At 61.4% G+C, this 11,509-nt stretch carries 10 protein-coding genes; 7 read left to right on the top strand and 3 right to left on the bottom strand.

Annotated elements, in window-relative coordinates:
- Positions 1-126 precede the first annotated feature (126 nt).
- A complete protein-coding gene (locus AC4IHP_RS26310; RefSeq protein WP_039762371.1) occupies positions 127-408 on the top strand; it encodes a hypothetical protein in 282 nt (93 codons plus the stop codon).
- 54 nt (positions 409-462) lie between these two features.
- On the opposite strand, the gene AC4IHP_RS26305 is transcribed toward AC4IHP_RS26310, so the two are convergent.
- Complete coding sequence (locus AC4IHP_RS26305) at positions 463-669, bottom strand: hypothetical protein (RefSeq protein ID WP_130000157.1); 207 nt, start codon at positions 667-669, stop codon at positions 463-465.
- A gap of 241 nt (positions 670-910) precedes the next feature.
- Here AC4IHP_RS26305 and AC4IHP_RS26300 point away from each other — a divergent pair, with 241 nt between their 5' ends.
- From AC4IHP_RS26300 to paoC, 4 genes are all read left to right on the top strand, one after another.
- Positions 911-2,665 carry an L-lactate permease gene (locus AC4IHP_RS26300; protein WP_460118307.1) on the top strand — a complete coding sequence of 585 codons (1,755 nt, stop codon included), beginning with the start codon at positions 911-913 and terminating at the stop codon, positions 2,663-2,665.
- A 270-nt stretch (positions 2,666-2,935) separates the two neighbouring features.
- Positions 2,936-3,559 (top strand): aldehyde dehydrogenase iron-sulfur subunit PaoA, encoded by a 624-nt coding sequence (paoA, locus tag AC4IHP_RS26295; protein ID WP_041480864.1) that lies wholly within the window; start codon positions 2,936-2,938, stop codon positions 3,557-3,559.
- Positions 3,556-4,512, top strand: a complete 957-nt coding sequence (locus AC4IHP_RS26290) for an FAD binding domain-containing protein (protein WP_137214891.1) — start codon at positions 3,556-3,558, stop codon at positions 4,510-4,512. Before paoA ends, AC4IHP_RS26290 begins: the two co-directional genes overlap by 4 nt.
- Positions 4,509-6,707: an aldehyde oxidoreductase molybdenum-binding subunit PaoC gene (gene paoC, locus AC4IHP_RS26285; RefSeq protein WP_490833126.1), complete on the top strand. Its 2,199-nt coding sequence runs from the start codon at positions 4,509-4,511 to the stop codon at positions 6,705-6,707. Before AC4IHP_RS26290 ends, paoC begins: the two co-directional genes overlap by 4 nt.
- Before the next feature lie 120 nt (positions 6,708-6,827).
- Here paoC and AC4IHP_RS26280 read toward each other — a convergent pair whose 3' ends face one another.
- On the bottom strand, positions 6,828-7,298 hold the full coding sequence (locus tag AC4IHP_RS26280) for a (R)-mandelonitrile lyase (RefSeq protein ID WP_490833125.1): 471 nt from the start codon (positions 7,296-7,298) through the stop codon (positions 6,828-6,830).
- Positions 7,299-7,395: 97 nt separating this feature from the next.
- Between AC4IHP_RS26280 and AC4IHP_RS26275 the strand changes: the two genes are divergently transcribed.
- On the top strand, positions 7,396-8,289 hold the full coding sequence (locus tag AC4IHP_RS26275) for a LysR family transcriptional regulator (RefSeq protein ID WP_460118299.1): 894 nt from the start codon (positions 7,396-7,398) through the stop codon (positions 8,287-8,289).
- Positions 8,290-8,621: 332 nt separating this feature from the next.
- On the opposite strand, the gene AC4IHP_RS26270 is transcribed toward AC4IHP_RS26275, so the two are convergent.
- Complete coding sequence (locus AC4IHP_RS26270) at positions 8,622-9,581, bottom strand: aldo/keto reductase (protein WP_460118297.1); 960 nt, start codon at positions 9,579-9,581, stop codon at positions 8,622-8,624.
- Between the two features lie 110 nt (positions 9,582-9,691).
- On the opposite strand from AC4IHP_RS26270, the gene AC4IHP_RS26265 reads away from it, so the two are divergent.
- Positions 9,692-10,462, top strand: a complete 771-nt coding sequence (locus AC4IHP_RS26265) for an alpha/beta hydrolase (RefSeq protein WP_490833124.1) — start codon at positions 9,692-9,694, stop codon at positions 10,460-10,462.
- Positions 10,463-11,509: the final 1,047 nt, after the last annotated feature.

The raw sequence follows: 11,509 nt of genomic DNA, 5'->3' as shown, positions 1-11,509 counted from the left end.
CGCTCCCACAGGGGATCCTGTTCATCATCACTGCCGTCGATATCCACCATCGCCACGATTGCCTTCCGCCCCTCCCTCACGAAAGGCACGATTGGCACATCCGACACACAACGAGGCGTTCATATCATGACCCACACTCAAGTCACCCTCTCCGTGAGTTTCCCGGTGTTCGGCAGCAACTACTACCAACAGCACGTCGTGCCGCGCAAGGCGCAGACGCTGGTGTTCAACGAAGATTTCGACGATCTGCTGATGCCCGCCGCCAGCAACCATTTCAGCAATGAAGTGGTCGGCCTCAACGATCAGTTCCGTTTTCTGAGCGACATACTCGCCACCCATTTGCTCGATCACGAGGCCTCGGTGCCTGCGCGATCCCGCGTCCAGGCGAACGCTCGTTTTTTCAACTGAAGGCTGATGCACAGAGGGCGTTCCTGTTAAGGGGAACGCCCTCTTCTCATTCAATCAGTCATCATCGCGATCACGGTAATAACGACGGCCATCGCGGCGGTCGTCATCGCGGTCATCCCAGCGTCGGTCGTGATCGTAATTGCGGCCATGGTCGCGGTCGTAATGCCGGCCATGGCGGTGGTCATCATCAAAATCCGCAATACAGCCGCTGAGCAATACGGCGGCAGTCACAGTGAGCAGCATGGTTGTCGCTTGCTTCATTCAACACTTCCCTAAACCCAAGGTCTTGACGACGGAAATCGCCACGCTGCCCGCGTCTGCGGGACGCAGTGCGCAGCCGCAGATACGACCGGGCAAAAGCACGTTGATTCAGTGGCCACTATCAACCGTTGGTCGGCCCGTTGCTCACGCCCGAACAGCGGCGTAATGCCACCTATACTGCTTGCAACCAACCCCCATGCAATGGATCTGCACCCTCAATAACAACAAGCAGAGGTGGACCATGGTCTGGCAGCAAATCTATGACCCGTTCGGCAATCCGGTGCTTTCCACGCTGATGGCTGCGGTGCCGGTGGTGGTGATGCTCGCGGCGCTGGCGTTCTTTCACGTCAAGGCGCATCTGGCGGCGTTGCTGGCGCTGGCGTCCGCCCTGCTGATCTCGATTTTTGCCTTTGACATGCCGGCGGGCATGGCCGGTTCGGCGGCGCTGTTCGGTGCGGCGAATGGCTTGCTGCCGATCGGCTGGATCGTGCTCAACATCATCTTTCTGCATCGCCTGACCACCGAGAACGGATCGTTCAAAGTGCTGCAGGATTCCCTCGCGCGGATCACCGATGACCGGCGTTTGCAGCTGCTGCTGATCGCCTTCTGCTTTGGCGCGTTCTTCGAAGGCGCGGCGGGGTTTGGCACGCCAGTAGCGGTTACCGGCGCGATCCTGATTGGCCTGGGCTTTTCACCATTGGCCGCCTCCGGTCTGGCGCTGATTGCCAATACCGCACCCGTGGCTTTCGGCGCCCTGGGCACGCCGATCATCACCTTGGCCAAAGTCACCGGGCTGGACGAGATGGAGCTGTCGATGATGGTCGGTCGGCAGTTGCCGTTCTTCTCGGTGCTGGTGCCGTTCTGGCTGATCTGGGCGTTTGCCGGGTGGCGCAAGATGCTCGAGGTGTGGCCGGCGATTCTGGTGGCTGGAGTGAGTTTCGCCATCCCGCAATTTCTCGTGTCCAACTACCACGGGCCGATGCTGGTGGACGTGATCGCCGCGCTGATTTCCATGGCCTGTCTGACGCTGTTCCTCAAGGTGTGGAAACCGGCAACCATCCACACTTCGGCGGCGCTGTCCGGTCGCGTCGACAACTCCAAGGTCGAGGAAGAAAAAGTCACCGCCAGCGCCGCCTTCAGCGATCAGGCGCGCCCGGCAGTGATGCGTGCGTGGATGCCGTGGATCATTCTCACGGTGTTCGTGTTTGCCTGGGGCACGCAGGGCTTCAAGAACATGTTCGATACGCGCCCGGTGATCGACCCGGTCACGCAATCGGCCAAGCTCGACCCGCAAGGCAAACCGGTACGCGAGGCCAATCCGATCTTCGCCCCGGCCGTGACCTTTACCAGCCTGCATCTGCAAATCGAGAAAGTGCCGCCAGTGGTCGCGGCGCCGAAAGCCGAGGAAGCGATTTACAAGTTCACCTGGTTGACCGCCACCGGCAGTGGCATCTTGCTGGCGGCAATCGTCGGCGGTTTGCTGATGGGTTATTCGATCCCGCAGCTGATCAAGCAATACCTGCGCACGTTATGGGTGGTGCGGTTTTCGCTGATCACCATTGCGGCGATGCTGGCGCTGGGTTTTCTCACCCGCTATTCGGGGCTCGATGCGACCATGGGCCTGGCGTTCGCGGCGACGGGGATTTTCTACCCGATGTTCGGCACGCTGCTCGGCTGGCTCGGGGTGGCGCTGACCGGCTCGGACACGGCGTCGAACGTGCTGTTTGGCGGCTTGCAGCGGGTGACCTCGGAACAGCTGGGTATCAGTCCGGTGCTGATGGCGGCAGCGAACAGTTCCGGTGGGGTGATGGGCAAAATGGTCGATGCGCAGTCGATCGTCGTCGCCTCCACCGCGACCCGTTGGTACGGGCATGAGGGCGAGATCCTGCGTTACGTGTTCTTCCACTCGATCGTGTTGGCGATCCTGGTCGGCGGGCTGGTGACGTTGCAGGCGTATGTCGCACCGTTTACCTCGATGGTGGTGGGTGGGCCATAACTGAAAAACACATCTCCACTGTGGGAGCGAGCCTGCTCGCGAAGAGGTCGGCACATCCAGCAGCGGCTGGTTCTGACCCGACGCTTTCGCGAGCAGGCTCGCTCCCACAGGTCAATTGATGAGCTGCGCACATAACTCTTTAGCGCAAATCCGACAAAACCTTTTCCCCTCTTCGGCGGTCACTCCTTTTACGAGACTGGCATGCATGCCGGCGCGCCCTTTTGGGCCTTTTGCAATCCTGCCGCCCGATGAGAGACAAGGAATCGAACCATGCCGATTTCCCGACGCAACTTCATGATCCTCGGCGCCGTAACCGCGACGGCGTTCGCCATGCCCCCCTTTATCAGCCTCAAGGCCTACGCGGCCAGTCTGGAGCAACCGGCCATGAGTCAAGTAACCCTGCAAGTCAACGGTAAACCGCAAACGCTGGAAGTCGACACCCGCACCACCCTGCTCGACGCCCTGCGCGAGCACCTGCACCTGACCGGCACCAAAAAAGGCTGCGACCACGGCCAGTGCGGCGCCTGCACGGTGATCGCCGACGGCCGGCGGATCAATTCCTGCCTGACCCTGGCGGTGATGCACGACGGCAGTGAGGTGACCACCATCGAAGGCCTAGGCATGCCGGACAAGCTGCACCCGATGCAGGCCGCGTTCATCAAGCACGACGGCTATCAGTGCGGCTATTGCACGCCGGGGCAGATCTGCTCGGCAGTCGCCGTGCTCAAGGAAATCCGCGACGGCATTCCCAGCCACGTCAGCCCAAGCCTGACCGAGCCGCCGAAACTGATCGCCGCCGAACTGCAGGAGCGCATGAGCGGCAATATCTGCCGTTGCGGCGCTTACTCGAACATCATCGAAGCCATCACTGAAGTCGCGGAGGTGCCGGCATGAGAGCCTTCAATTACAGCCGCGCCGACTCACCTGCCGCAGCCGCTTCCCAGGCTGCGCAAGTCGAGGGCGCCAAGTTCATCGCCGGCGGCACCAACCTGCTCGACCTGATGAAACTTGACATCGAAACCCCGGTGCACCTGATCGACATCAACCACCTCGGCCTGGACCAGATCGAAGCTACCCCCGAAGGCGGACTGCGCATCGGCGCGCTGGTACGCAACACTGATCTGGCCGCCGACGCGCGCGTGCGCAAGGACTACGCCCTGCTCTCCCGCGCCCTGCTCGCCGGGGCTTCCGGGCAGCTGCGCAACATGGCGACCACCGCCGGTAACCTGCTGCAACGCACCCGCTGCCCGTACTTCTACGACACCCACCAGGCCTGCAACAAACGCAACCCCGGCAGTGGCTGCGCGGCGATCGGCGGCGTCACCCGGCAGTTGGGGATCATCGGCGTCAGCGACGCTTGCATCGCCACTCACCCGAGCGACATGGCCATCGCCATGCGCGCCCTCGATGCGCAGATCGAAACGGTCAAGCCTGACGGCAGCACGCGCAGCATTCCCATGGCCGATTTCCATCAATTGCCGGGCAACACGCCGAACATCGAAACCAGCCTCACGCCCGGCGAGTTCATCACCGCCGTGACCCTGCCGGCACCGGTCGGCGGCACGCACATTTATCACAAGGTTCGCGATCGCTCGTCTTACGCGTTTGCGCTGGTTTCGGTGGGTCTGATCCTGCAAAAGGACGGCACCGGCCGCGTCGCCGTTGGCGGCATTGCACCGAAACCGTGGCGGGTCGAAGCCGCAGAAGCGCTATTGCCCAAGGGCGCCAAAGCGGTCAGCGAACGCCTGCTGGAAGGCGCGACGCCCACCGATGACAACCAATTCAAACTGACACTGGTCGAGCGCACGCTGGCTTCGGTGTTGGCGCAAGCGAGGGAAACCGCATGAAATTCGACACGCCCGCCACCACCAATCCCATCGACCGCCTGAAGGTCGTCGGCCAACCCACCGAGCGCATCGAAGGCCCGTTGAAAACCAGCGGCCAGGCGACTTACGCCTATGAACAGCATGAAGCGGCGGCCAATCAGGCCTATGGTTTCATGGTCGACTCGGCAATTGCCAAAGGGCGGATCAAAGCCATTCATCTCGATGAGGCCAAAGCCGCGCCCGGCGTGTTGGCGATTGTCACTGCGCAGAACGCCGGCAAACTCGACAAGGGTGATTACAACGCCGCACACCTGCTCGCCGGCCCCGAGGTGCAGCATTACCAGCAGGCCGTTGCATTGGTGGTTGCCGAGACCTTCGAACAGGCCCGCGCCGCTGCGCAATTGGTCAGGGTCGATTACGAAACCAGCGAAGGCAAGTTTGATCTGGCCAGCGTCAAAGACCTCGGCGTCGAGCCGAAAGACGAGCTGCCCGACGTCAATCACGGCGACTTCGACAAAGCCTTCACCGCCGCACCGGTGCAGTTCGATCAGACCTACACCACGCCGGACCAGTCCCACGCGATGATGGAACCGCACGCCACATTGGCCGCGTGGAAAGGCGATCAGCTGACCGTGTGGACGTCGAACCAGATGGTCGCCTGGAGTGTCGGTGACATCGCGAAAACCCTCGGTTTGCCGAAGGAGAAAGTCCGTTTGGTCTCGCCGTACATCGGCGGTGGTTTCGGCGGCAAACTGTTCATCCGCGCCGACGTGATCCTTGCCGCTCTCGGCGCGCGCATGGCTGGACGCCCGGTGAAAGTGGCCCTCGCCCGCCCGCAAATGGCCAACAACACCACCCATCGCCCGGCAACGATTCAGCGCATCCGCATGGGCGCCACTGCGGACGGCAAGCTGACCGCCATCGCCCATGAAGGCTGGTCAGGCAACCTCGCTGACGGCAAGGTCGAACTGGCCGCGCAACCGAGCCAGTTGCTCTATGCCGCAGAAAACCGTCGCGTCAGCATGCGCCTCGCTCCGCTCGACCTGCCCGAAGGCAATGCCATGCGTGCGCCGGGTGAAGCGCCGGGGCTGATGGTGCTGGAAATCGCCATGGACGAAATGGCTGAACAGCTGAAGATGGACCCGGTGTTGTTCCGCATCGCTAACGACACTCAAGTCGACCCGGTGAAAACCGAGCGGCCGTTTTCTCAGCGTCAACTGGTCAAATGTCTGCAGATCGGCGCCGAGAAATTCGGCTGGGATCAGCGCAAGGCGCAACCAGGCACACGTCGTGAAGGTCGTTGGCTGATCGGCATGGGTGTGGCGGCCGCGTTTCGCAACAACCTGCTGGTCAAGTCCGGCGCCCGCGTGCGCCTGGAGCGCGACGGCAAGGTGATTGTTGAAACGGACATGACTGATATCGGCACCGGCAGCTACACAATCATCGCGCAGACAGCTGCGGAGATGATGGGCGTTGGTCTCAATGATGTAGTGGTGCGTCTGGGCGATTCGGACTTCCCGGTGTCGGCCGGCTCCGGCGGCCAGTTCGGTGGCAACTGTTCGACCGCCGGGGTCTACGCCGCCTGCATGAAACTGCGCGAAGCAGTGGCGGCCAAGCTCGGACTGGCGGCGGATCAGGCCGAGTTTGCCGATGGTCAGGTGCGCGTCGGCAGCAAGAGCCTGCCGCTGCGCAATGCGGCCGAAGGCGGCGCACTGGTCGGCGAGGACAGCATCGAGTTCGGTGATCTGGCCGAGAAATATCAGCAATCGACCTTCGGCGCGCATTTCGTCGAAGTCGCGGTCGATGCTGCCACTGGCGAAGTCCGCGTGCGGCGCATGCTCGCGGTGTGCGCGGCGGGGCGAATTCTCAACCCGACGTCGGCGCGCAGTCAGGTGATCGGCGCAATGACCATGGGTGTCGGCGCTGCGCTGATGGAAGAGCTGGCGGTGGACAAGCGCCTGGGCTTTTTCGTCAACCATGACCTGGCTGGATACGAAGTGCCGGTGCACGCCGACATTCCGCATCAGGAAGTGATCTTCCTCGAAGAAACCGACCCGATTTCTTCGCCGATGAAGGCCAAGGGCGTGGGTGAATTGGGGATTTGCGGCGTGAGTGCAGCGGTGGCGAATGCGATTTACAACGCCACCGGCGCGAGGGTGCGGGAGTATCCGATTACGCTGGACAAGATTCTTGAGTCGTTGCCGGAGATGATCTGAAGAAACGTCGACGTAAAACACCCGCTGTAGGAACTGCCGCAGGCTGCGATCTGTTGATCTCCAAGCAAGATCAAAGATCGCAGCCTCGTTGCATTCGACAGCTCCTACAGGGTGCCTCGCTTAGCGCGGATATTGTTCTTCACTGACTTGCTCCATCCAGTCCACTACCTTGCCGTCCCGCACTTCCGCAATCGCGATGTGGCTCATCGCCGTTGTCGGTGCCGCTCCGTGCCAGTGCTTGGCGCCCGGGGCAATCCACACGGTATCGCCCGGGCGGATTTCACGAATCGGCTGCCCCCATTCCTGCACGAAGCCTGCCCCCGCGGTCACGATCAATGTCTGCCCCAGTGGATGGGTATGCCACGCCGTTCTCGCACCCGGCTCGAACGTAACGGTCGCGCCGCTGACCCGCGCCTCGTCGGTACCTTTGAACGGCGCATCCACCCGCACCGTGCCGGTAAACCAGTCAGCGGGTCCTTTGGCCGATGGTTGCGAGCCATTTGGCGTGACCGTAACACGTGGGCTTTCAGTGGCCTGCACCTCACCGGCCAGCAGCGAGAGCGTCAGCGCAGAAGCAGCAATCGGGTTCATGGCAGTTTCTCCTGATAAGTGATGCAGCCACTGTAGCGATCCGCACTCATTGAATAATCGACTAGAATCGAAAAAAACTTATGCAGGACAATCATCAATGCTTCGCGAAAACGCCACCGACCTGCTCGCCTTTCTCGCCGTTGCCCGTGAACGCAGTTTCACCAAGGCCGCGGCCAAGCTCGGCGTGTCGCAATCGGCGCTCAGCCATACCATTCGCAGCCTCGAGGCGCGTCTCGGTCTGCGCCTGCTGACCCGCACCACGCGTAGCGTTTCGCCGACCGAGGCCGGCGAACATCTGCTGCAAACCATCGGCCCGCGCTTCGAGGAAATCGAGGTGGAACTGGCCGCCCTGAACAACCTGCGCGAGACCCCGGCGGGGAAGATCCGCATCAGCGCCACCGACCACTCGCTGAACTGGATCCTGCGTCCGGCGTTGCAGGAGTTCCTGCCGCAATACCCGGACGTTGCCATCGAGGTCTGCTGCGATTACGGTTTCGTCGATATCGCCGGTCAGGGCTTCGATGCCGGTGTGCGCTTGGGCGAAGACGTCGCGCAGGGCATGATCGCCACACGCATCGGTCCCGACATGCGCATGGCCGTAGTCGGCTCGCCCGCCTACTTCGCTCGACGCGCCGCGCCGCAGACCCCGCGCGACCTGACCGACCACGCCTGCAACAACCTGCGCCTGCCAACCAATGGCGGACTGTATGCGTGGGAGTTCGAAAAGGACGGCGTAAGCCTGAAGGTTCGCGTCGCCGGGCAAGTCACCCTGAATGGCGTGTACCCGTTGCTCGACGCCGCGCTGGATGGTTTCGGGCTGAGCTACATCCCGGAAAATGTCGTTGCGCCATTTCTGGCCGACGGCCGCCTGACCCAGGTGCTTGGGGACTGGTGCCCGGCATTCTCCGGTTATCACCTGTACTACCCGAGCCGACGCCAGGCAGCGCCGGCGTTTGCGCTGTTGCTGGAGGCGTTGCGCTATCGCGGTTGAATTACTTTTTATAGCAACCGGCAGCACCCCACGCTGCCTTGGCTATCTGGTTCGCCTCCAATAAAGAATTCGCCCGCACGATTGCGATTTGGCCTCTCTGGCTGCCCATGCACACGTACTCTGCGGTTTCGCCGATTACCTCGAGGGACGTCAATATCAGGCAGACGCCTGCCAAACCAAAAAATCTTTCGTGTTTCAAGTTCATGCTGTTCTGCCGTTTGGCTGGAACTGCATGATTGGCGTCAGACACTGCTCAGCCAACTGTCAGGGTTGACAGTTTTTTAGAACAATTTGCAATAACCGGGCGGGCTTTGGCGAAGTTTAAAGACCGATCAGCCCAGCAACGCGATCAACTGATGCCGCTGCGCATCGGTCAGCATCGGCCCAAAACCGGCTACGGCGTTGTCGGCCATGTAGCGGGGATTGCTGGTCCCGGGAATCACGCAGGTCACCGCCGGGTGCGCCAGCAGAAATTTCAGCGCCAGTTGCGGCCAGCTGTTGACCTGCACATCCGAGACCCACGCCGGCAGCGGCTTGCCCTTGAGCCGGGCGAGCAGATCGCCGCCGCCAAATGGCCGATTACAAATCACTGCCACCCCGCGCTCGCGACACAGCGGCAGGATGCGTTTCTCGACAGCACGATCATCGAGGGCGTAGTTGATCTGCAGAAAGTCCAGCTTCTCGGCTTTCAGCACCGCTTCGACTTCGTCATAGGCCGACGACGTGTAATGAGTGATGCCGATGTAGCGAATCCGCCCCTGCTCCTGCCATTCGCGCAGGGTAGGCAAATGGGTTTGCCAGTCGAGCAGATTGTGGATCTGCATCAGGTCGATGCGCTCGGTTTGCAGAAGGCTGAAGGACTGCTCCATTTGCGCGATGCCTTCCTCGCGCCCGCGCGTCCACACCTTGGTGGCGAGAAAGGCCGGCGAGCGTGGTTCATGGATCGACAGCAATTCACCGGTGGTCTGCTCGGCGCGGCCGTACATGGGTGAGCTGTCGATCAGCGTGCCGCCCTTCCTGAACAGCGCTTCGAGTACCGCGGGCAATTGCCGGTAAACCGGATCGCCCGGTGCTACGTCAAAACCGCGATAGGTGCCCAAGCCGACCATGGGCAGTGCCTCGGAGCTGGAAGGGATGGCGCGGGTCTGCATGGTCTGGTCTCCTGCCGTGGGCGGCGCAGTGGCGGTCGGCGGTACGCTGCTGGCCAACGCCCGATCAATGGTGAACAGCGCCGCAGCCTCGGCAGCCAGCGTGAGCAAGCGGCGACGGGAATAACCCTCAGTGTGGCGCATGCGGCTCCTCCTGCTGCGCGGATCTGTTGCACAGTGTGTGCGTCGGCTGTCAGGCGCAGTCGCTGAACTACACTGCCACAGCCAACCTTTCTCCCCGTTAAAAGAGCCGAATGTCCCGAACCCTGATGTCACTCGTCGTTTTCATCGTCGCCGTGTACCTGCTGCTGTGCGCCGCGCTGTTCGTGTTTCAGCGTTCGCTGATCTGGTTCCCCCAGCCTGCCGAGGTGGTTGCAGCGGATTCGCGATTGAAACTGTCGATGCCGGACGCCGAGGTCTGGGTGACTAACCGGGAGCGCAGCGGATCGCGGGCGCTGATCTATTTCGGTGGCAATGCCGAGGACGTCTCGCGAAATCTGCCGGAGTTCGCCGAGGCGTTTCCTGACTACGCGCTGTATTTCCTGCATTACCGGGGCTTTGGTGGCAGCACCGGCTCGCCATCGGAAGCTGCGATTGCTGAAGATGCGCTGGCATTGTTCGATCAGGTCTATGCCAGCCATCCGCAAATTGCAGTCATCGGGCGCAGTCTCGGCTCGGGCGTGGCGGTGCGCCTGGCCAGTCAGCGGCCGGTGCAGAATCTGATTCTGGTAACGCCGTTCAACAGCCTCGAGGAAATCGCCGAACGGCAATACCCGTGGGTGCCGGTGAAGTGGTTGCTCAAGGATCGGTTCGAATCGGGCAAATATGCGGCGCATATCCGTACGCCGACGCTGCTGTTGGCGGCGAGTGATGACGAAGTGATTGGACGCAGCAGCACGCAGCACCTGTTCGAGAGTTTTCCTGCGGGGGTGGCAACGCTGAAGGTGGTGCCGGACTCGGGGCATAACTCGATTTCCGAGCGGGGGGAGTATTTGCGGTGGATGGGGGATGTGTTGAATCGCTAGTGGTTGTTTGCCAGCGATCTAGGGGTTAACCGGGCCGGCGTCTTCGCGGGCAAGCCCGCTCCCACATGAGATTTTTTGTGTGGCCAGGATTTGAGTAGACCCGAAGGGCCTGTGGGAGTGGGCTTGCTCACGAAGGCGGGGGTCAGGGAAATTATCTGGGGCTGACCCACTGCTTTCGCGGGCAAGCCCGCTCCCACATGAGATTTGTGGGATTGCGGGAATTTGAGTAGACCCGAAGGGCCTGTGGGAGTGGGCTTGCTCACGAAGGCGGTGGGTCAGGCACATGATCTGGGGCTGACACATTGCTCTCGCGGGCAAGCCCGCTCCCACATAAGATTTTTTGTGTGGCCAGGATTTGAGTACAACCGAAAACCCTGTGGGAGTGGGCTTGCTCACGAAGGCGGTGGGTCAGGGAAATTATCTGGGGCTGACACTCTGTTTTCGCGGGCAAGCCCGCTCCCACATGAGATTTTTTGTGTGGCCAGGATTTGAGTACACCCGAAGGGCCTGTGGGAGTGGGCTTGCTCACGAAGGCGGTGGGTCAGGCACATTATCTGGGGCTGACACATTGCTTTCACGGGCAAGCCCGCTCCCACAATGAGATTTTTTGTGTGGCCAGGATTTTGAGTAGACCCGAAAGTCCTGTGGGAGTGGGCTTGCTCACGAAGGCGGTGGGTCAGGCACATGATCTGGGGCTGACACACTGCTTTCGCGGGCAAGCCCGCTCCCACAATGAGATTTTTTGTGTGGCCAGGATTTGATTACACCCGGAAGCCCTGTGGGAGTGGGCTTGCTCACGAAGGCGGTGGGTCAGGCACATTATCTGGGGCTGACATATTGCTTTCGCGGGCAAGCCCGCTCCCACATGAGATTTTTTGTGTTGCCCGGATTTGATTACACCCGGAAGCCCTGTGGGAGTGGGCTTGCTCACGAAGCGGTGGGTCAGGCACATGATCTGGGGCTGACACATTGCTTTCGCGGGCAAGCCCGCTCCCACATGAGATTTGTGGGATTGCGGGAATTTGAGTACACCCGGAAGTCCTGTGG

This window comes from Pseudomonas sp. UF-293 (assembly GCF_058245595.1).
This window is presented reverse-complemented; position numbering and strand designations above follow the sequence as displayed.